This is a genomic window from Rhodococcus sp. RD6.2, assembly GCF_001040705.1.
GTDB lineage: Bacteria > Actinomycetota > Actinomycetes > Mycobacteriales > Mycobacteriaceae > Rhodococcus_G.
Genome location: NZ_CVQP01000007.1, coordinates 585,826 through 604,521 on the forward strand (window position 1 = coordinate 585,826; position 18,696 = coordinate 604,521).

An 18,696-nucleotide genomic window follows, 5' to 3' on the forward strand; every position below is an offset into this window, starting at 1 on the left:
GTTGTCAGGCTGCCTGTGTGGGGGTATGCGACACGCCCGACCTCGGGGTCGAGGAACGGGTGAGGAGCAGCGTTTTCTTGCTCCAACTGCTAGATCCCTGAATACACACCAGTCCGGTTTCCCCGCGGGGAGAACGGGCGAAGAAGAAGAAAGCCGGTATATGCCAACCATCAATCAGTTGGTCCGCAAGGGACGGCACGACAAGCCGTCCAAGCAGAAGACCGCTGCACTGAAGGGCAGCCCGCAGCGTCGTGGCGTGTGCACCCGCGTGTACACCACCACCCCGAAGAAGCCGAACTCCGCGCTGCGTAAGGTCGCCCGTGTGCGCCTGACCAGCTCCGTCGAGGTCACCGCGTACATCCCCGGTGAGGGCCACAACCTGCAGGAGCACTCGATGGTGCTCGTCCGCGGCGGTCGTGTGAAGGACCTCCCGGGTGTTCGCTACAAGATCATCCGCGGCTCGCTCGACACCCAGGGTGTCAAGAACCGCAAGCAGGCGCGTAGCCGCTACGGCGCGAAGAAGGAGAAGGGCTGATGCCTCGTAAGGGTCCCGCTCCCAAGCGGCCGCTCGTCGCGGATCCGGTCTACGGTTCGCCGCTGGTCACCCAGCTCGTCAACAAGATCCTGCTGGACGGCAAGAAGTCCACGGCCGAGCGCATCGTCTACGGCGCGCTCGAGCAGGCTCGCGAGAAGACCGGCACCGATCCGGTCGTCACCCTCAAGCGCGCGCTGGACAACGTCAAGCCCGCCCTCGAGGTCCGCAGCCGTCGTGTCGGTGGCGCCACCTACCAGGTTCCGGTCGAGGTTCGCCCCGGCCGCTCCACCACCCTCGCCCTTCGCTGGCTGGTCACGTTCTCGCGTGCCCGTCGTGAGAAGACGATGGTCGAGCGTCTCGCCAACGAGCTCATGGATGCCAGCAATGGCCTCGGTGCAGCTGTGAAGCGTCGCGAGGACACTCACAAGATGGCTGAAGCCAACAAGGCGTTCGCGCACTACCGCTGGTGATTCGACGCCGGGCGGCACTCACATGGGTGCCGCCCGGGCGTCGTCACTGCAGTGTCGGGTCCGATCAGGGCCGGCTGCGAAACAACGAAGACGTGGTCCGGTAGGGCCGACACAAGCTACGAGCGGGGAAGAATCCTGTGGCACAGGAAGTGCTGACCGACCTGAACAAGGTCCGCAACATCGGCATCATGGCGCACATCGATGCCGGTAAGACCACCACCACCGAGCGCATCCTCTTCTACACCGGTGTGAACTACAAGATCGGTGAGACGCACGACGGTGCGTCGACGACGGACTGGATGGAGCAGGAGAAGGAGCGTGGTATCACCATCACCTCCGCTGCTGTGACCTGCTTCTGGAACAAGAACCAGATCAACATCATCGACACCCCCGGCCACGTCGACTTCACCGTCGAGGTCGAGCGCTCGCTGCGCGTCCTCGACGGCGCCGTCGCGGTGTTCGACGGCAAGGAAGGCGTCGAGCCGCAGTCGGAGCAGGTGTGGCGTCAGGCCGCCAAGTACGACGTTCCGCGCATCTGTTTCGTCAACAAGATGGACAAGATGGGCGCGGACTTCTACTTCACGGTCCAGACCATCATCGACCGTCTCGGTGCGAAGCCCCTCGTCCTCCAGCTGCCGATCGGCGCCGAGGACGACTTCGACGGCGTCGTCGACCTCGTCGAGATGCGTGCCATCACCTGGCGTGGCGTGGTGCCGACCGGTGCCGAGCCCACCTTCGAGGAGATCCCCGCGGATCTGGCCGACAAGGCCGCCGAGTACCGCGAGAAGCTGCTCGAGACCGTTGCCGAGTCCGACGAAGCTCTCATGGAGAAGTACTTCGGCGGCGAGGAGCTCACGGTCGAGGAGATCAAGGGCGCCATCCGCAAGATGACGGTCAACTCCGAGCTGTACCCGGTGCTGTGTGGTTCCGCGTTCAAGAACAAGGGCGTTCAGCCCATGCTCGACGCGGTCATCGACTACCTGCCGAACCCGCTGGACATCGGTGAGGTGCACGGTCACGCGCTGAACAACGAGGAAGAAGACCTCACGCGCAAGCCGAGCAAGGACGAGCCGTTCTCGGCTCTCGCCTTCAAGATCGCGGCGCACCCGTTCTTCGGCAAGCTGACCTTCGTGCGTGTCTACTCCGGCCGGATCGATCCGGGCGCCCAGGTGCTCAACGCCACCAAGGGCAAGAAGGAGCGCATCGGCAAGCTCTTCCAGATGCACGCCAACAAGGAGAACCCGGTCGACGAGGCCGTCGCGGGCCACATCTACGCGATGATCGGTCTGAAGGACACCACGACCGGCGACACCCTGTGCGCGCAGGACGCCCCGATCGTTCTCGAGTCGATGAGCTTCCCGGACCCGGTCATCCAGGTCTCGATCGAGCCCAAGACCAAGTCCGACCAGGAGAAGCTGGGCACCGCGATCCAGAAGCTCGCCGAAGAGGACCCGACCTTCTCCGTCGAACTCGACGAGGAGACCGGCCAGACCGTCATCGGCGGCATGGGCGAGCTGCACCTCGACATCCTCGTCGACCGTATGCGTCGCGAGTTCAAGGTCGAGGCCAACGTCGGCAAGCCGCAGGTCGCGTACCGCGAGACCATCACCAAGACGGTCGAGAAGCACGAGTTCACCCACAAGAAGCAGACCGGTGGTTCCGGTCAGTTCGCGAAGGTGATCATCGCGCTCGAGCCGTACATCGGTGAGGACGGCGAGTCCTACGCGTTCGAGAACAAGGTCTCCGGTGGCCGCGTTCCGCGTGAGTACATCCCCTCCGTGGACCACGGTGCTCAGGACGCCATGCAGTACGGCGTGCTCGCCGGCTACCCGCTGGTGAACCTGAAGCTGACCCTGCTCGACGGCGCGTACCACGACGTCGACTCCTCGGAAATGGCCTTCAAGGTCGCTGGCTCGCAGGCGCTCAAGGAAGCTGCCCGCAAGGCCGGCCCGGTCATTCTCGAGCCCCTCATGGCCGTCGAGGTCACCACGCCCGAGGATTACATGGGCGACGTGATCGGCGACCTCAACTCCCGCCGTGGCCAGATTCAGGCCATGGAGGAACGCAGTGGTGCCCGTGTCGTGAAGGCGCTGGTTCCGCTCTCGGAGATGTTCGGCTACATCGGCGACCTGCGGTCGAAGACCCAGGGTCGCGCGAACTTCTCCATGGTGTTTGATTCCTACGCAGAGGTTCCCGCGAACGTCTCGAAGGAAATCATCGCCAAGGCGACCGGCGAGTAACACCAGCTGGGAGCACGACCGCTGGCGAGTTTTCACCAGCTGAGCACGACCAAGTAAAACAACCGCACTGCTGCATTTACGCAAGCAACACAACAGGAGGCCATCAAGTGGCGAAGGCGAAGTTCGAGCGGACGAAGCCGCACGTCAACATCGGGACCATCGGTCACGTTGACCACGGCAAGACGACGCTGACCGCGGCCATCACCAAGGTCCTGCACGACAAGTACCCGGATCTGAACGAGGCCTCGGCCTTCGATCAGATCGACAAGGCGCCTGAGGAGAAGGCTCGTGGTATCACGATCAACATCTCCCACGTCGAGTACCAGACCGACAAGCGCCACTACGCGCACGTCGACGCGCCGGGCCACGCCGACTACATCAAGAACATGATCACCGGTGCCGCTCAGATGGACGGCGCGATCCTCGTTGTCGCCGCCACCGACGGCCCGATGCCCCAGACGCGTGAGCACGTGCTGCTCGCTCGCCAGGTCGGCGTGCCCTACATCCTCGTCGCCCTGAACAAGGCCGACATGGTCGACGACGAGGAAATCCTCGAGCTCGTCGAGATGGAGGTCCGCGAGCTGCTGGCTTCGCAGGACTTCGACGAGGACGCTCCGGTTGTCCCCGTTTCCGCGCTGAAGGCGCTCGAGGGCGACGAGAAGTGGGGCCAGTCGGTCCTCGACCTCATGCAGGCCGTCGACGACTCCATCCCGGACCCGGTCCGTGAGACCGACAAGCCGTTCCTCATGCCCGTCGAGGACGTCTTCACGATCACCGGTCGTGGCACCGTCGTCACCGGTCGTATCGAGCGCGGCATCGTGAACGTGAACGAAGAGGTCGAGATCGTCGGCATCCGCCCGACCTCCACCAAGACCACGGTCACGGGCATCGAGATGTTCCGCAAGCTGCTCGACTCCGGCCAGGCGGGCGACAACGTCGGTCTGCTGGTTCGTGGCATCAAGCGTGAAGATGTCGAGCGCGGCCAGGTCGTCGTCAAGCCGGGTACGACCACCCCGCACACCGAGTTCGAGGGCCAGGCGTACATCCTGTCGAAGGACGAGGGCGGCCGCCACACCCCGTTCTTCAACAACTACCGCCCGCAGTTCTACTTCCGTACCACGGACGTTACGGGCGTCGTGACCCTCCCCGAGGGCACCGAGATGGTCATGCCCGGTGACAACACCGAGATGTCCGTCGTGCTGATCCAGCCGGTCGCCATGGACGAGGGCCTGCGGTTCGCGATCCGTGAGGGTGGCCGCACCGTCGGCGCCGGTCGCGTCACCAAGATCATCAAGTGATTTCCTGATCACTGACTGATCAAGCTGGACAACGGAAACGGCGTCCATCCCTTCGGGGGTGGGCGCCGTTTTCGCGTTCCGCGATGTCCTCTACGGGGCGGGACCCGATCCGGCAAAGAAGTCGTGAGCCCGACGCTGATCAGGCCGGGCGTGGATCGAGGCGCACGACGTCGTCGACGACGGTGACCGGCGCGCCGCCGAGGATCGTCATGCCGGCTCCGTGTTGGCGGAGGCGTCGGCTCAGGTGGTCGGTCGTGTGGAAATGGCCGCGCGACTCCTCGGAGAGGACGCGGTCCCGCTGGCCGACTAGTCCGCCGGAGCGAGGTGCAGCAGGACCTGCGTGGCGACGGGCGCGCCGGGAAGTGCGGCCGCCATCGCCCGCGCGAACGACTCGGCGCTGCGCGTGAAGCTGGCGACGTCGATGCTCGGATCGGCGACGACGGTCACCCGCAGGGTCGCAAGTCCCCGGTCGTCGATGGCGGACTGACGAACCGTGCGTACCCCGTCGAGACTCGACAGCTCCCCGGCCAAGCCTGCGGCCAGGGGACCGAGATCCACGGACAGCGACGTGTCCGAACCCTCGTCGGCCCAGTGCGGCCCCGACGGCAGCACCGGCATCGTCTCGGGACGTCCACGCCGCACGTTCACCAGTAACAGTGCGAGACCTGCGACGAACGCGACGACGGCCGTCACGCCGAGCGCGGTCGGCCACCACGACTGGTCCGGAAACTCCGACAACGTGCCCCGATCGAGACGCCGGACGAACGCGCGAACCGACTCGACCCCGACGAACCACGTCAGCGTGAGACCGGCTGCGCCGATGAGCACCAGTCCCGCGGTGAGCGCGACCAGGCGGTCCAGGATGGACGTTCGCCGTTTCACTGCTTGACCCTCCCGACCCGGACGCGGAGTTCCCGCGGTGACGACACCGCGGCGAGTGCGGGTTCGACGGCGTCGCGCACCTGCTGTTCCAGGGCGTCCGACGCCACCTCGCCGTTCGGTGTCACGTGCACCGTTGCGCGCCTGCGATCCACAGTGGTGTGCACAGCGGAAACACCGCCGACGGTGCCGGCGCGGGAACTGCACATGCGTGCGACGTCGGTCGGGCGCATCCACACTACGGCGCTGCCGTCGTCGCCGACCGGAACGTGGGTACGGGTACGTGGCATCAGGGACAGACAGATCAGGATCAGGCCCACGGCCGTGGCACCCAGCGCTGCAGCCACCATCCACGTCTGCCCGTGCAGGTCCGCGATCCACCGAACCGAGTTCCGAACCCACGCCGCAGGTGCGATGGCGCCCTTCTCGATGAGGAATTCACGGCCCGCGACCACCGCGACACCGATCAGCAGTACAGCCGCGGCCACCGCGACGACCGCGGATCCCGGACGCGCCAGCGGTGGCCGCGCCCGCACGGGAACGATCTCCGGGTCGCACTCGGCAGCGAGTTGGCGGGCGTCCATGTCGGTGGTGCCCTCCGGACGGGGGACCGCGGCGGCGACAACGACGTGCAGGTGTTCGAGGGCCATTCCGGTGAGGGTCTCGACGCGATCGGCGACCGCGGCGTGCACCTCACGGGAGAGGACGGCGACGGGGCACGGCCACGTCACGGCGAGGTAGAGGGTGACGGCGACGGAGTCCGGTCCCGTCGTCACGTCCGCGCGCGGTAGGTCGCGCGCGGACAGGGCGAGCAGGCTGCCCGTGTGGCGGACGACTCCGGGAACCGAAAGAGCCGCTGCAACAGCGATCTTCGATACCGCGCGGTCCTTGACGACGAGCTGTCCGCGCGCGCCACGTTCGAGGTCGACGTCGCTGTGCGGCGCCGCGGAGATCGTCTCCCCGGACGCGGGATCCCCGGTGACGGCGACCGGATCAGCCACGGCCCCTGCTTCGCAACAGTGCCCCGAGATCGAAGTGGCCGTCGCGGTGCGCGCCGATCGCCATGCCTGCACCGCCGAGCATCACGGCGAACACGAATCCGGCGAATCCGCCGAGGATCCCGGCCAGCGCGAGCAACAACCCGGCCAGCAGTCCGACGACCGTGCTGTTCATCGCGATGTCCCTTCCAAGGTGTCGGCCGGTGCCGCGGCGGTGCTGTCGGCGACGTCCTCCACGGTCACCGTGACGGGACCCGCGATCAGCGGTGCCACTGCGCGGTGGACCGCGTCCGCGACGTCGACGACGTTGTTCGGGTACGCGACCACGATGTGAACGGCGCACCCGGGATCGGTGAGCCGGACGCCGAGGACACGGCGACCGGGAAGGTAGGTGGCGACCTCGCCGAACTCGCCACCGTGCAGTCCGGCGACACCGGGCACCGCGAGCACTCGCGCCGCTATCAGGTCGGCGTCGGTGTCGGCACTGCCGGCGTGGCTGCTCACTGCACCCTCGGGCGCGGATCCGGTTCGTTCGACTGCTGGGCGTCGTCGAAGAGGACGACGTCGAAGATGGTGATGTCGACCTCGGTGACCTCGAGACCGGTCATCCGTTCCACGGCGGCGATGACGTTGCGGCGGATACCGGCCGCGAGTTCGTGGAGGGCGACGCCGTACTCGGCGACGATCCCGATGTCGATCGCGGCCTGTTTCTCGCCCACCTCGACGGCGACGCCCTGCCCGTGATTGACGCGGGCGCCGGGGATGCGGTCGCGGAGCGCGCCGACGACCCGCGCGGTGCCGCCTCCGACGTCGAAGACGCCGCTGATCTCGCGGGTGGCGATTCCGGCGATCTTCGCGACGACGGCGTCGGCGATGATCGTGCGGCCCTGGGACCCGACCAGTTCGGTCGAGGCCGCGGACGCGAACTGCACGGTCCCGTGGCCGGGTCGTTGCGCGGGGGTGTCGCCGGGGTCGGGTGCTGTGGTCACCCCTCAACCCTAGTGAGTGCGGAGGTGCAGCGGAGGTTGTGAGTCGGATCACCTACGGTGGAGCGCGCACTGGAGTCGGACGAAGGACGGGTATGGCGCAGACACACGTGGACGACGCGTCCCCGTCGGACGAGGACGGCCGCGCCGGGACGACCCGGCGCGGGCGCGTCGTGGTCGCGGCGTTCGGGGTTGTCTGTCTGCTGCTCGTGGGGGTGTGTGGGGTGTTGCTGTGGCAGTACCGGCAGGCGTCCGCGCTGGAGTCGCAGCAGCGTGACGCGCTCGCCGCGGCCCGCGACACCGCGATGAACCTCGCGACCGTCGATCACGCGACGGCCGAGAGCGACGTCCGCCGCGTCCTGGCCGGAGCCACCGGCGAGTTCCACGACGATTTCGCGTCGAGTGCCGAGTCGTTCGTGTCGGTCGTCAAGGACACCGAGGTCACCACCGTCGGCCAGGAAGCGGACGCTGCGATCGAGTCGTGGAACGGTGACAGCGGAGTCGTCCTCGTTCAGGTTCGATCCACCGTCACCAATCGCGTGCAACCCGAGGAGAAGTCGAGGGTGTGGCGGTTGAGGCTGACGATGGACGAGGTGGACGGCGTATATCGCACGGCAGCGCTGGAGTACGTCGCATGAGGGGCTCACCGGGGCGAGCGCAGCGACGGGGAATGTCTCGACTGATGACGTGGTCTCTCGGCGTGCTTGCGGTGCTGTTGGCGGCGGGTGCCGCGATGCTGTCCGTGACGGTGGACGATGCGCAGGCGCGGGTGAGCGCACAGACACGGGACGAGGTCGCGCAGGCGGCGGCGGAAGCGTCCACGGCGTTGCTGACCTACACACCGGACACCGTCGCGGCGGATCAGTACGCCGCCGGGGAACGGCTGACGGGAGAGTTCCGAGCCCGGTACGGACAGTTCACCGACACGGTCGTCGTTCCAACTTCGCGGACGAATCGGGTCACCTCGACCGCCACCGTCACGGCGACGGGAGTCTCGAGTGTCGACGGCGACGATGCCGAGGCGCTGGTGTTCCTGACGCAGGTGACCAGCACCGATGCTTCTCCCGATCCGGTGACCACGAAGGTCGGTGCGCGCGTCGATCTGACCCGGATCGAGGGCCGGTGGCTCGTCTCGGACTTCGAACCGTCATGACGTGGCACTACTGAAACGCGTGTCAGTTTGGTATGAACTTTCCACACGATCGAGCACGGTCGTGGACGAGGTGTGAAGGGGAAATCGCGCGATGGGTGTCGGACGGATTGTGATCGTCGGGGCAGGGCTTGGCGGCCTGCGGACCAGTGAGGAACTGCGCAGGGCCGGTCACGACGGCGAGATCGTCCTCGTCGGGGACGAATCGCACCTGCCGTACGACCGGCCGCCGCTGTCGAAGGACGTCGTCCGCGGTGAAACCGACGACGTGACGCTCAAGCCCGCCGACCACTACGACGACCTGCGAGTCGACCTGCGGCTCGGTTCGGCCGCAGTCGCTCTCGACTCCGCGGCGCGCACGGTCACCCTCGTCGACGGCACCACCCTCGACTACGACCACCTGGTCATCGCGACGGGACTCACGCCGCGGCGCATCCCCGGCCTCGCCGACCTGGCCGGCGTGCACGTGCTGCGAACCCTCGAGGACGCGCACGCCCTCCGCGGCGACCTGGTCGCAGGCCGGACCGCACTCGTCGTCGGAGCCGGGTTCATCGGCTGCGAGGTGGCCGCCAGCGCCCGCGCCCGCGGACTCGACGTCGTCCTCGTCGAACCGCAGCCCACGCCGCTGGCATCGGTGCTCGGCGAGCAGGTCGGCGCCCTCGTCGCCCGCCTGCACACCGGCGAGGGTGTCGACGTGCGTAACGGGATCGGACTCGACTCTCTCGTCGGAGACGACCGGGTCACCGGAGCCGTACTCAGCGACGGCTCCCAGATCACCGCAGACCTCGTGGTGATCGGCATCGGCTCGCATCCCGTCACCGGATGGCTCGACGACTCCGGGATCGCCCTCGCGGACCGTGCCGCAGGCGGCGGGGTCCTCGCGGACGCCACCGGACGCACCAGCGACCCCAACGTGTGGGTCGTCGGCGACGTCGCGTCCTGGCAGCAGCCGGAGGGCGAGCATCGACGAGTCGAGCACTGGAGCAACGTCGGAGAGCAGGCCAAGATCGCCGCACACGCACTCGTGACCGGGGCCGCACCCGACGCCCCCGCTCAGGTGCCGTACTTCTGGAGCGATCAGTACGACGTCAAGATCCAGGCACTCGGTGAGCCGTCCGGCACCGACACCGTCCACATCGTCCGTGACGACGGACGCAAGTTCCTCGCCTACTACGAGCGCGACGGCAACCTCGTCGCCGTCGTCGGCGGCGGACTCGCGGGCCCGGTGATGAAGATGCGTGCCAAGGTGTCGGGCCGCGTCCCCATCGGCGACGTACTCGACCCCGCGGGGGTTTGATGCACGGCACCGCCGTGTGCCTCTGATTCACGGCACCGCGGTGGCGTCACTGCGGCTACCGTGAATTCATGGTGCACGGTCGGCGTGCGCTTCCGGAACCGACGGAGCTGACCGCGGCGCACTGGACCAGTGGTGCGTCGGGGCGACTGCTGGTGCAACGGTGCCCGAGGTGCGGTCGCTGGTCGTTTCCCCCGGTTCCGAGTTGCAGGCACTGCTGGTTCGATCGCCTCGAGTTCGAACCGGTCAGCGGCAAGGGTGTGTTGGCGTCCTGGACCGGCATCCCGGGCGCTCGCTCCCCCGCGCGCCTCGTCGGGATCGTCGACCTTCTCGAGGAAGTGCGGCTCCTGCTCGGGTTGGTCGAATGCGATCCGGACGACCTTCGGGTCGGAGCACCGGTCCGGTTGGTGTTCGAGCAGGTCGACGACCGGATCTGGTTGCCGCTGGCCGAACTCGAGGAGTCCGACCTGTTCGAGGCCCGGATCGAGGCGGTGTCGTGAGCGGCGCCGGCGGGGTCGTCGTGTCCGGCGTCGGCCGCGCGGCGCCCGGCGATGCCCTCGCATCCACGGGTGCAGCGGTACGTGCCGCACTCTCCGACGCCGGAACCTCGGTCTCCGACGTCGACGGTCTGCTGGCCTGCGGGGTCGACGCCTACGCGGTCTCCGATCTGTTCGGATTCGAATTGTGTTGGCGGACGGAGATTTCGGATCACGGTGCCCTGGGCGCGGCCGCAGTGCAGGCGGTCGACGCGGTCGTGTCCGGGCGGCTGCGGGCGATCGTGTGCGTCGAGACCGTGCCGCCGCCGGATCCACGGTCCGGCGCCGATCGCTTCGGCCGCGCCGAGGCCGTCACCGGGTGGGCGAGTTGGCACGCACCGTACGGCGCGGACGACGAGACGGTCGACGTCGCGCTGGACGCCCGCGCGTACATCGAGCGTTTCGGGCTGACCCGCCCCGATCTGGCCCGGATCGCGATCGTCGCATCCGCGAACGCGGGGCGGGTACTGAGTCTGCGGGACTACCTGTCGGCACCGATGCTCGCCGACCCTCTCTGCGTGCACGACCGCGCGCGACCCGTCGGGGGATCGGCGGCAGTGGTGCTCGAACCCGTGGGCCGTGTGGAGCGGCGGTCGGGGAGTCGCTCCGTCGGCGTCGGTGGTGTCGGCGCCGCCTATGCGGTCAGTCCGCTGGCGGAGCGGGATTCCGAGCGCGCCGCCGACCGTGCCGGAGCATCGCTGCGCGAGGATCTGCACGGTGCCGTACCCGGCATCCTCCTGATCGGCGACGAGTACTCGTTCCGGGTCGTGACCTGGCTGGAGGCACTGGGCCTCTGCGATCCGGGGTGTGCGGGCAGCGTTCTGGCGACGGCGGGCACCATCTCGCGCGGCGGCAGGTTTCCGGTCAATCCGCACGGCGGCCACCTCGGTCTGGGCAGACGACCGGACCTCGATCTGGTTGTCGAAGCCGTCGCTCGGATGCGCGGGAACGAGGGTGGCTCCGAGTCCGGTGGTCCGCCGTCGACGGCGGTGGTCGCGCTCGGTGGATCGGGGTCGGCGGGGTGCCTGTTCCTCCGTCGCACCAGCTGAGCCGCGAATGCTGCCGAGCGCGCGGTCGCGGGCTGCGGATACTCTCGACTGTCGAGGTGAATTCGGTGGAGAGGACAGTGGTGAAGGATTCGGCGGTGAAGGACTCGTCGGACCGGGTGTGGCTTCTCGCAGCGGTCACCGGGCGGGTCCGATGACGGTTGCACTGATCGACTCGGGTCTCGGGTTGCTGCCGACGTCGGCTTGGCTGCGTCGACTGCGTCCGGAGCTGGATCTGCTGCTGTCGATGGATCCGGATGGCGCCCCATGGGGTCCGAAGCCAGCGCAGTGGGTCGTCGACCGGGTGGTGGCAGCCGCGGATCGGGCCGTCGGGCTCGGCGCCGAGGTGGTCGTACTGCCCTGCAACACGGCCAGTGTGACGGCGCTGGACCACGTGCGGACGCATCTGGGGGACTCGATCCCGGTGATCGGGACGGTGCCCGCGATCAAGCCTGCCGCGGCGGTGTCCCGGTCGGTGGCCATCTGGGCGACGGCCGCGACGACGGCGAGTGCTTATCAGGCGGATCTGATCGCCCGGTTCGGCAACGGCAGCGACGTCGTCGGCGTCGCCTGTCACGGGCTCGCCGACGCCATCGACCTCGGCGACACCGACCGGATCTCGGCGGCGGTGGACGCGGCCGTGGCGGGCACGCCCGACTCCTGTGATGCGGTGGTTCTCGGTTGCACGCACTATCCGCTGGTCGCGGATCTGATCACCGAGCGACTGCCCGCCGGAGTGACGCTCTTCGACAGTGCGCGCGCGGTCGCGGCTCAGACCCTTCGTCGGATCGACGCCCTCGGGCGGGACGTCGGCGGCGGCGGGACGGTGTCGGTGCTGGTCAGTGGTCGGCCGGGGGCTCTGCCCGCCAGTGCCGGTGTCTACGCCGACGGTCGTGAACTGGTTGTGCCGGTGCGGGGCGTCGAGGATTCACGGATGCGATAGCGCGCCCATTCCGGCGGTCACGACCCGCGCGACCGATCGCAGGTACTCCACCCGCTCGTCGCGTTCGAGGAATCGGTCGAGGTGGGTGGCGGTGAACATCGCGGCGACCCAGGCGCTCGCGCAGGAGTCGAGGACGCGTGCCGGTGCGGTCAGCGGGGCGCTGGCCCGTAGCACCTCCACGGTCAGTGCCTGCAGATGTGCGCGCAGGGCCCGCAGTTGTTCGCGTGCGGCGGGATGGGTGCCCGCTTCCCTCCAGAGGATCTCGCGGACGGTGGGGCTGTCGTCGCGGCCGAGTGCCGCGTCGAGGTTGACGAGGGCGTCGATCGGCGCGCCCGTCACCGCGACACCGGTGACGTCGACGGCGGGTCGGGTGGACAACCGTTCGGTGAGGAGTGCGGTGAGAATCGACTCTTTCGTGGGGAAGTAGTAGAAGACGAGGCCTTTGGGAACGTCTGCGCGTGCGGCGATCGCGGCGGTGGGTGTCGCGTCGAATCCGCGGGTGGCGATGAGTTGTTCGGCGGCGTCGAGGATCCTCGTCCGGGTGTCGCTGCCTGCGTGCGATCGACCTCTCCGGGTGCCGGGCACGTCGAACACCTCCTCCTTCGCCGGGACGGGAGCGATCCGTCCCGGCGCGATGACGGGATCAGTGGTGGACGTGCTCAGTGGTGCGGGGCGAGTCCTCCGCCGTGGCCGATGTGCATGCGGGAACCCTCGGGCATCGCGGCCAGTGCGGTCAGCACGGTCGCGGCGCCGCCGACCCAGGACGTCCATGCGGCGCCCGCCATGTCGGCGTAGCCGGTGACCCAGGGTGCGACGAAGAGCAGGACGCCGAGGACACCCATCGCCCCCACGACCATTTCGGAGGTGGGCGCCATCATGTTGGCGACGCCGGTAGCGGCGACGAGGACGCCCAGGACGATCATCGACCACTGGGCGGCGTTGTTGGTGTCGACCCAGAGCGGTGAGAGCGCCACGACTGCGCCGATCACCACGGCGACCCAGTCCTGCCACCTGTTGACGGATGCGTTCATTTCCAGCCTCCTTCGCCGGATTTGTCGCGTATGCCGGTATTGCGGCACACCTTCAGGTATAGCCCTGATCGACCGTCCGATCAAGGTGTTCGTGCAGGTGAGTGGGTATGTGGCAGGGTCGGGGCATGAGCACCGTCGGATACGGCCACCGTGACGTCGTAGGGGCGCTCGCGGAGGTCTCGGATCCGGTCGACGCCGAGAATCTGCAACGCTTCTTCCGGACCGGTCCGGGGGAGTACGGCGAGGGCGACGTGTTCGTCGGGGTGCGGGTACCGGCGACGCGGAAGGTCGTACAGCGGTTCGCCGACCTACCGCTGCCGGAGGTCGACGCCCTTCTGGACAGTGAGGTGCACGAGCACCGGCTGGCAGGTCTGCTGATCCTGGTGCGGCGGTTCGAGAAGGCGAGCGGGGTTCGTACCCGCGACGATGCGCAGCGGGAGCGGATCGCCGAGTTCTATCTGGCCGCGGTGCTGCGTGGCCGAGTGAACAACTGGGATCTGGTGGACGCGTCGGCGGAACGCATCCTCGGCGGCTGGCTGTTCGACCGTCCTCGCGATCCGGTGTTCGACCTCGGTGCAGACGAGGATCTCTGGCGCAGGCGGGTGGCCCTGCTGACCACGTTCGGCTTCATCCGGCGCGGCGACGCGTCGACGACGCTCGAGTTGGCGCCGCGGCTACTCGCCGACCGGCGCGACCTGACGCAGAAGGCGCTCGGCTGGATGCTTCGGGAGGTCGGCAAGCGGGTCGATCGTGCGTTGCTGACGGGCTTTCTCGACGAGTACGCCCCGGCGATGGGAGCGACGGCGCTGAGTTATGCGACCGAGCACCTCGACCCGTCTGCGCGCACCCGCTATCGCCGGATGCGCGCAGACGGTGCGGGTGTCAGAACTCGATCTCGAGGCGGTCGGTGACGGGCTTGGCCTGGCAGCCGAGGATGTAGCCGGCCGCGATGTCCTCGGGGTCGAGGATTTCGCTGTTCTCCATCTCGACCTTGCCCTGGAGCACGGTGCAGGCGCAGGAGCCGCACTCGCCTTCCTGGCAGGAGTAGGGCACGTCCAGGCCCTTCGCGAGCATGATGTCGACGAGCGTCTGCTTGCGCGGCCAGCTCAGTTCGTGGGTCTCTCCGTCGAGGGTGACGGTGACGGTCGCCGCGTCGGCGGCCTCCTCCTCGCTGACCTCCGCGAGCTCGACGTCCTGGAACGGGTCGCCCGCGAGCGAGTTGAACACCTCGGCGTGCACCTGGTTCCGCGGAACGCCCGCCTCGGCGAGCGCCTTGTGGACCGTGTCCATGAAGGGGCCGGGGCCGCACATGAACGACTCGAACGACGTGAACGGGGCAGCGAGCGTCGCGAACTGGTCGGGGGTCGGCAGGCCCTGCAGCGACTCGAGCCAGTGCACGACGGTGAGGCGCGTCGGGTACTCGGCGGCGAGGGCGCGCAGCTCGTCGCGGAAGATCACCGAGGTCTCGTCCCGGTTGGCGTAGACCAGCACCACTCGGCCGCTGCCCTGGCTCAGGGCGGACTTGAGGATGGAGATGACGGGGGTGATGCCGCTGCCCGCACCCCACAGCAGGAAGTCGTGGTCGAGCGACTTGGGGGTGAACACTCCGGAGGGCGGAAGCACCTCGATCGTGTCGCCGACCTTGACGTTGTCGCACAGCCAGTTGGAGCCGTAGCCGTCGACGGTGCGCTTGACGGTGACCTTGGGATCGCCGTCGACGAACGGGGAGCTGGCCAGCGAGTAGCAGCGTGCGACGGAACCCGTCTGGTCGCTGGGGATGCGCAGGGTCAGGAACTGGCCGGGCTTGTACTCGAATCGGCTGCGCAGGTCGTCCGGGACCGCGAACACCAGTGAGCGGGCGTCCGACGTCTCCTCCACGACACCCGACACTGTCAGCACAACCGACCTGGAGCTGTGCGGAACGTCAACAGTGGTCATGGTCGATCCTCTCGGGGCGCTGCATGGGGAGCGGTGCACACGTTCTGTAACGTGTTCTAGTTTTGCAGAGTAGCAGAAAGCATGTAAGCAGCTGGATCGTAGATTGTGCACGCCCGCTCCCGGCAATCGGGACGACGCGTCACTCGTGCTGCGCCTCGCCCTGACGCTCGAGCTGCGCCTTCAGCCCCGCGATCAGCGTCGCAACACCGAATCGGTAGACGTCGTGACCGTGGATCCGATCGATGTGGGCGGTCGCGCGGGCGATCGACTCGGGGAGCACGGATCGGTCCGGCGTCGGCGGATCCTGCGTGGTCACGCCGCTGCGGCCGTACAGATAGGTGTGGATCGTCGCGTACGCGCAGTAGACGTTGCGGTCGGTGAATCCGGCTTCGAAGAGGATGTCCATCACCAGCGCGACCAGGTGTCGTTGCGATCGCAGCATCCGATCGAGCAGTACCTCGCCCAGTCCCGGATACGTCGAGAGCCGCTCGTCGATCTGGTCGATCAGGTTGCGGAGCCGCTCGGTCCAGTCGGGGCCTGGCTCGGGCGCGGTGATCCCGCCCAGTGCCGCGGTGGCCACGAGGTCGAGCAGTTCGTGCTTGTCGGTGACGTAGTAGTACGGCGCCATCGCCGACACGCCGAGTTCACGCGACAGGCGGCGCATCGAGAGTTTGTCGAGGCCGTCCTGGTGGATGACGCGCAGGGCCGCGTTCACGATCTCCTGCTCGGACAGGTTGCCGTGTGTGGTGCCGGTCGTCCGTGAGTCGGCGCCGACATTGCGTCGAGCAGGCCGACCCAAGATCACGGACTTGTCCGTCATCGAGCGTCCCATGGCGAGTGTTCGGTCGACTCGTGCCGACCTCTGGCCCAAGTTTAAGGCCGATCGCCCGAGATGAGGTCGGGTCCGGGGAATTTCGGTACAGGAATCGGCCGCACGAGGTCGACCGGCCTGTCCGGGTCACGAATCGGTGGTCGCCGGCAGCGTCGTGAGTCCGTCGGTCAGGATCGCGCTGCCCGCCCGCAGCAGGTCGGACAACTCGAGGCTTTCGTCGGTGAGCCACTGCTCGTACGCGGCCAGCGCGGTGCCCAGCACCAGCCAGCCGACCGTCCGGGGAAGGTGGTCTGTCGTGCGGCAGCCGAGGCGGGCGGCGACGTATTCGGCGATGGCGTCGCGCCATCCCGTGTACATGACCATGGAGTACGCCTGCAGTGCCGGCGCGTTCAGGATCACCTCCATGCGCTTGCGGTGGATCGGCGCGATGTCCGGCGGGAACCGGTTGAACTCGAGCAGTGCCCTGGTCAGTCCGTCGGCGAGCGAGATGTCGCCGGGAAGGTTCGCGAGCTGCTCGCGCATGTCGGACAGGTGGGTGTCGAAGTCGCCCCACGGCACCGCGTTCTTCGAGGGGAAGTACCGGAAGAAGGTGCGCCGTGCGATGCCCGCGGCTTCGGCGATCTGGTCGACGCTCGTCTCCTCGAATCCCTGTTCCGCGAACAGGGCGATCGCGATGCTGCTGATCCGATCAGGAGTCGTCGAGGGTCTGCGGCCGATTCGGACCGGCTCCGACCTGCTGTTACCCGCCAAGTTCGCGTCCTGCCTTCCATTCTGCACTCGATGCCATTATTGTCGTGAGCCGAGTCACAGCAACAGAGGGCTGAGACCGGATCAACACTGACACAGGAGGTAAGTGAATGTCCGACACTCGTGAATCCGTGGTCGCCGAGACCGAGCTCGTCCAGGAGTCTCTCGTGGAAGAGGTCTCGATCGACGGCATGTGCGGCGTGTACTGACCGTGAATCTCGACACCGGGTGGCAGCTGCACCCGCAGGTGGCGCTTCGCCCCGAACCTTTCGGGGCGTTGCTCTACCACTTCGGGACCCGCAAGCTGTCCTTCCTGAAGAACGTGACCATCGTCGGCATCGTGAAGTCGTTGGCCGACCACCCCGACGCCCGCAGTGCGATCCGCGCGGCAGGTATCGAGGACGCCCGGATCGACATCTACGCGCGTGCCCTGGCCACACTGGCCGAGTCGAAGATGATCGTCCCCGCGGCCGCGGCCTCCGCCGCCTGATCGTCCGCACCTACTTCTTTCTGACGAGGACTAGAACCCATGACCTCCGTTCTGGAACCACCCGCCACCAGCCCGCCGCCCGCGGTGGGGCGACTGGTCGATCAGTTCGAGCTCGGCCTCGACGCGCCGATCTGCCTGACCTGGGAGCTGACGTACGCGTGCAACCTGTCGTGCGTGCACTGCCTCTCCTCGTCCGGGCGGCGTGACCCGCGGGAGCTGTCGACCGAGCAGTGCAAGTCGATCATCGACGAGTTGCAGCGCATGCAGGTCTTCTACGTCAACATCGGTGGCGGTGAGCCGACCGTCCGCTCGGACTTCTGGGAGCTCGTCGACTACGCGACCGAGCACCAGGTGGGTGTGAAGTTCTCCACCAACGGCGTCAAGATAGACAAGAAGGTCGCCGAACGCCTGGCCTCGTCCGACTACGTCGACGTACAGATCTCCCTCGACGGTGCGACCGCCGAGGTCAACGACGCGGTCCGTGGCCCCGGCTCGTTCGCGATGGCGGTGCGTGCGCTGGAGAACCTGGCCGAGGCCGGGTTCAAGGACGCGAAGATCTCCGTCGTCGTCACCCGTCAGAACGTGTCCCAGCTCGACGATTTCAAGGCGCTCGCCGACAAGTACGGTGCGACGCTGCGGATCACGCGACTCCGCCCGTCAGGCCGCGGCGCCGACGTGTGGGACGAGCTGCATCCGACGCAGGCGCAGCAGCGCGAACTCTACGACTGGCTGGTCGCCAACGGCGAGGGCGTGCTCACCGGTGACTCGTTCTTCCACCTGTCCGCCTACGGCGACGCGCTGCCCGGACTGAACCTGTGTGGCGCAGGCCGCGTCGTCTGCCTGATCGACCCGATCGGTGACGTCTACGCGTGCCCGTTCGCGATCCACGACCAGTTCCTCGCCGGAAACATCGTGTCCGACGGTGGTTTCCAGCACGTGTGGCAGCACTCCGACCTGTTCCAGGACCTGCGCTCCCCGCAGACCGGCGGCGCCTGCTCCAAGTGCGCGCACTACGACGCATGCCGCGGTGGATGCATGGCCGCGAAGTTCTTCACCGGCCTGCCGATGGATGGTCCGGACCCCGAATGCGTTCAGGGATACGGCGAATCGGCGCTCGAAGCGGACCGCAGTGTCCCGAAGTCCAGTCAGGACCATTCCCGAACCGGCAAGCGTGCCGAGCGCCGCATCCCGCAGGCGCCGGTGCCGCTGACGCTGCTCACCACCCGGCCTCCGGCCAAGATCTGTGACGAAAACCCGCTCGCGGGAATGAAGTAGAGGAATCT

At 67.7% G+C, this 18,696-nt stretch carries 24 protein-coding genes; 14 read left to right on the forward strand and 10 right to left on the reverse strand.

Going from position 1 to position 18,696, the window contains the following annotated elements; genetic code table 11:
• Positions 1-160 precede the first annotated feature (160 nt).
• From rpsL to tuf, 4 genes are all read left to right on the forward strand, one after another.
• Entirely contained in the window at positions 161-535 is a 375-nt protein-coding gene (rpsL, locus tag RHCRD62_RS16300) for a 30S ribosomal protein S12 (RefSeq protein ID WP_007531705.1), read from the forward strand.
• A complete protein-coding gene (rpsG, locus tag RHCRD62_RS16305) occupies positions 535-1,005 on the forward strand; it encodes a 30S ribosomal protein S7 (protein ID WP_050065722.1) in 471 nt (156 codons plus the stop codon). The genes rpsL and rpsG overlap by 1 nt, the downstream gene beginning before the upstream one ends.
• Positions 1,006-1,142: 137 nt before the next feature.
• The gene (gene fusA / locus RHCRD62_RS16310) at positions 1,143-3,245 is read left to right on the forward strand and encodes an elongation factor G (protein ID WP_050065723.1); all 2,103 of its coding nucleotides are present in this window, start codon (positions 1,143-1,145) and stop codon (positions 3,243-3,245) included.
• Positions 3,246-3,352: 107 nt separating this feature from the next.
• Positions 3,353-4,543: an elongation factor Tu gene (gene tuf, locus RHCRD62_RS16315; protein ID WP_050065724.1), complete on the forward strand. Its 1,191-nt coding sequence runs from the start codon at positions 3,353-3,355 to the stop codon at positions 4,541-4,543.
• 306 nt (positions 4,544-4,849) lie between these two features.
• Here the strand turns inward: tuf and RHCRD62_RS16320 are convergent, their stop codons facing one another.
• From RHCRD62_RS16320 to RHCRD62_RS16340, 5 genes are read right to left on the reverse strand one after another with little or no spacing between them, the layout of a single operon-like run.
• Complete coding sequence (locus tag RHCRD62_RS16320; protein WP_050065725.1) at positions 4,850-5,425, reverse strand: hypothetical protein; 576 nt, start codon at positions 5,423-5,425, stop codon at positions 4,850-4,852.
• Positions 5,422-6,423, reverse strand: coding sequence for a DUF6286 domain-containing Asp23/Gls24 family envelope stress response protein (locus RHCRD62_RS16325; protein ID WP_253277340.1), 1,002 nt, complete (start codon positions 6,421-6,423; stop codon positions 5,422-5,424). The genes RHCRD62_RS16320 and RHCRD62_RS16325 overlap by 4 nt, the downstream gene beginning before the upstream one ends.
• Positions 6,416-6,595, reverse strand: a complete 180-nt coding sequence (locus tag RHCRD62_RS16330) for a hypothetical protein (RefSeq protein ID WP_050065726.1) — start codon at positions 6,593-6,595, stop codon at positions 6,416-6,418. The genes RHCRD62_RS16325 and RHCRD62_RS16330 overlap by 8 nt, the downstream gene beginning before the upstream one ends.
• Positions 6,592-6,924 carry a hypothetical protein gene (locus RHCRD62_RS16335; RefSeq protein WP_050065727.1) on the reverse strand — a complete coding sequence of 111 codons (333 nt, stop codon included), beginning with the start codon at positions 6,922-6,924 and terminating at the stop codon, positions 6,592-6,594. Before RHCRD62_RS16335 ends, RHCRD62_RS16330 begins: the two co-directional genes overlap by 4 nt.
• Complete coding sequence (locus tag RHCRD62_RS16340; protein ID WP_050065728.1) at positions 6,921-7,352, reverse strand: Asp23/Gls24 family envelope stress response protein; 432 nt, start codon at positions 7,350-7,352, stop codon at positions 6,921-6,923. Before RHCRD62_RS16340 ends, RHCRD62_RS16335 begins: the two co-directional genes overlap by 4 nt.
• Positions 7,353-7,501: 149 nt before the next feature.
• Between RHCRD62_RS16340 and RHCRD62_RS16345 the strand changes: the two genes are divergently transcribed.
• The 6 genes from RHCRD62_RS16345 to RHCRD62_RS16370 all read left to right on the forward strand — a co-directional run bounded on the left by RHCRD62_RS16345 (position 7,502) and on the right by RHCRD62_RS16370 (position 12,375).
• On the forward strand, positions 7,502-8,044 hold the full coding sequence (locus tag RHCRD62_RS16345; protein WP_050065729.1) for a hypothetical protein: 543 nt from the start codon (positions 7,502-7,504) through the stop codon (positions 8,042-8,044).
• A 44-nt stretch (positions 8,045-8,088) separates the two neighbouring features.
• Positions 8,089-8,559 (forward strand): hypothetical protein, encoded by a 471-nt coding sequence (locus RHCRD62_RS16350; RefSeq protein WP_050065730.1) that lies wholly within the window; start codon positions 8,089-8,091, stop codon positions 8,557-8,559.
• A 91-nt stretch (positions 8,560-8,650) separates the two neighbouring features.
• Entirely contained in the window at positions 8,651-9,853 is a 1,203-nt protein-coding gene (locus RHCRD62_RS16355) for an NAD(P)/FAD-dependent oxidoreductase (protein ID WP_050065731.1), read from the forward strand.
• A gap of 68 nt (positions 9,854-9,921) precedes the next feature.
• Positions 9,922-10,350 carry a Zn-ribbon domain-containing OB-fold protein gene (locus RHCRD62_RS16360; RefSeq protein WP_050065732.1) on the forward strand — a complete coding sequence of 143 codons (429 nt, stop codon included), beginning with the start codon at positions 9,922-9,924 and terminating at the stop codon, positions 10,348-10,350.
• Complete coding sequence (locus tag RHCRD62_RS16365) at positions 10,347-11,435, forward strand: thiolase C-terminal domain-containing protein (RefSeq protein WP_050065733.1); 1,089 nt, start codon at positions 10,347-10,349, stop codon at positions 11,433-11,435. The genes RHCRD62_RS16360 and RHCRD62_RS16365 overlap by 4 nt, the downstream gene beginning before the upstream one ends.
• Before the next feature lie 151 nt (positions 11,436-11,586).
• Positions 11,587-12,375: a glutamate racemase gene (locus RHCRD62_RS16370; protein WP_050065734.1), complete on the forward strand. Its 789-nt coding sequence runs from the start codon at positions 11,587-11,589 to the stop codon at positions 12,373-12,375.
• On the opposite strand, the gene RHCRD62_RS16375 is transcribed toward RHCRD62_RS16370, so the two are convergent.
• Positions 12,361-12,969 (reverse strand): TetR/AcrR family transcriptional regulator, encoded by a 609-nt coding sequence (locus RHCRD62_RS16375; protein WP_172671075.1) that lies wholly within the window; start codon positions 12,967-12,969, stop codon positions 12,361-12,363. The genes RHCRD62_RS16370 and RHCRD62_RS16375 overlap by 15 nt on opposite strands.
• A gap of 65 nt (positions 12,970-13,034) precedes the next feature.
• A complete protein-coding gene (locus RHCRD62_RS16380; protein ID WP_050065735.1) occupies positions 13,035-13,406 on the reverse strand; it encodes an SPW repeat domain-containing protein in 372 nt (123 codons plus the stop codon).
• A gap of 125 nt (positions 13,407-13,531) precedes the next feature.
• Here RHCRD62_RS16380 and RHCRD62_RS16385 point away from each other — a divergent pair, with 125 nt between their 5' ends.
• On the forward strand, positions 13,532-14,317 hold the full coding sequence (locus RHCRD62_RS16385) for a DNA alkylation repair protein (RefSeq protein WP_050065881.1): 786 nt from the start codon (positions 13,532-13,534) through the stop codon (positions 14,315-14,317).
• Here RHCRD62_RS16385 and RHCRD62_RS16390 read toward each other — a convergent pair.
• The 3 genes from RHCRD62_RS16390 to mftR all read right to left on the reverse strand — a co-directional run bounded on the left by RHCRD62_RS16390 (position 14,289) and on the right by mftR (position 16,926).
• Entirely contained in the window at positions 14,289-15,344 is a 1,056-nt protein-coding gene (locus RHCRD62_RS16390; RefSeq protein WP_050065736.1) for a ferredoxin--NADP reductase, read from the reverse strand. The genes RHCRD62_RS16385 and RHCRD62_RS16390 overlap by 29 nt on opposite strands.
• A gap of 139 nt (positions 15,345-15,483) precedes the next feature.
• On the reverse strand, positions 15,484-16,164 hold the full coding sequence (gene mftR2, locus RHCRD62_RS16395; RefSeq protein WP_084734322.1) for a mycofactocin system transcriptional regulator MftR2: 681 nt from the start codon (positions 16,162-16,164) through the stop codon (positions 15,484-15,486).
• Between the two features lie 138 nt (positions 16,165-16,302).
• On the reverse strand, positions 16,303-16,926 hold the full coding sequence (gene mftR, locus RHCRD62_RS16400; protein WP_050065883.1) for a mycofactocin system transcriptional regulator: 624 nt from the start codon (positions 16,924-16,926) through the stop codon (positions 16,303-16,305).
• 107 nt (positions 16,927-17,033) lie between these two features.
• Here mftR and mftA point away from each other — a divergent pair, with 107 nt between their 5' ends.
• From mftA to mftC, 3 genes are read left to right on the forward strand one after another with little or no spacing between them, the layout of a single operon-like run.
• Positions 17,034-17,132, forward strand: coding sequence for a mycofactocin precursor MftA (gene mftA / locus RHCRD62_RS25535; RefSeq protein WP_084734304.1), 99 nt, complete (start codon positions 17,034-17,036; stop codon positions 17,130-17,132).
• Entirely contained in the window at positions 17,117-17,413 is a 297-nt protein-coding gene (gene mftB, locus RHCRD62_RS16405) for a mycofactocin biosynthesis chaperone MftB (RefSeq protein ID WP_007531746.1), read from the forward strand. The genes mftA and mftB overlap by 16 nt, the downstream gene beginning before the upstream one ends.
• 39 nt (positions 17,414-17,452) lie before the next feature.
• Positions 17,453-18,688, forward strand: coding sequence for a mycofactocin radical SAM maturase (gene mftC / locus RHCRD62_RS16410; protein WP_050065737.1), 1,236 nt, complete (start codon positions 17,453-17,455; stop codon positions 18,686-18,688).
• Positions 18,689-18,696 lie beyond the last annotated feature (8 nt).

Coding starts and splice junctions, on each gene's coding strand:
- rpsL (WP_007531705.1), top strand. CDS start 161: ATGCCAACCATCAATCAGTTGGTCCGCAAGGGACGGCACGACAAGCCG.
- rpsG (WP_050065722.1), top strand. CDS start 535: ATGCCTCGTAAGGGTCCCGCTCCCAAGCGGCCGCTCGTCGCGGATCCG.
- RHCRD62_RS16330 (WP_050065726.1), bottom strand. CDS start 6,595: ATGAACAGCACGGTCGTCGGACTGCTGGCCGGGTTGTTGCTCGCGCTG.
- RHCRD62_RS16345 (WP_050065729.1), top strand. CDS start 7,502: ATGGCGCAGACACACGTGGACGACGCGTCCCCGTCGGACGAGGACGGC.
- RHCRD62_RS16350 (WP_050065730.1), top strand. CDS start 8,089: ATGACGTGGTCTCTCGGCGTGCTTGCGGTGCTGTTGGCGGCGGGTGCC.
- RHCRD62_RS16355 (WP_050065731.1), top strand. CDS start 8,651: ATGGGTGTCGGACGGATTGTGATCGTCGGGGCAGGGCTTGGCGGCCTG.
- RHCRD62_RS16360 (WP_050065732.1), top strand. CDS start 9,922: ATGGTGCACGGTCGGCGTGCGCTTCCGGAACCGACGGAGCTGACCGCG.
- RHCRD62_RS16370 (WP_050065734.1), top strand. CDS start 11,587: ATGACGGTTGCACTGATCGACTCGGGTCTCGGGTTGCTGCCGACGTCG.
- RHCRD62_RS16380 (WP_050065735.1), bottom strand. CDS start 13,406: ATGAACGCATCCGTCAACAGGTGGCAGGACTGGGTCGCCGTGGTGATC.
- RHCRD62_RS16385 (WP_050065881.1), top strand. CDS start 13,532: ATGAGCACCGTCGGATACGGCCACCGTGACGTCGTAGGGGCGCTCGCG.
- RHCRD62_RS16390 (WP_050065736.1), bottom strand. CDS start 15,344: ATGACCACTGTTGACGTTCCGCACAGCTCCAGGTCGGTTGTGCTGACA.
- mftR2 (WP_084734322.1), bottom strand. CDS start 16,164: ATGACGGACAAGTCCGTGATCTTGGGTCGGCCTGCTCGACGCAATGTC.
- mftA (WP_084734304.1), top strand. CDS start 17,034: ATGTCCGACACTCGTGAATCCGTGGTCGCCGAGACCGAGCTCGTCCAG.
- mftC (WP_050065737.1), top strand. CDS start 17,453: ATGACCTCCGTTCTGGAACCACCCGCCACCAGCCCGCCGCCCGCGGTG.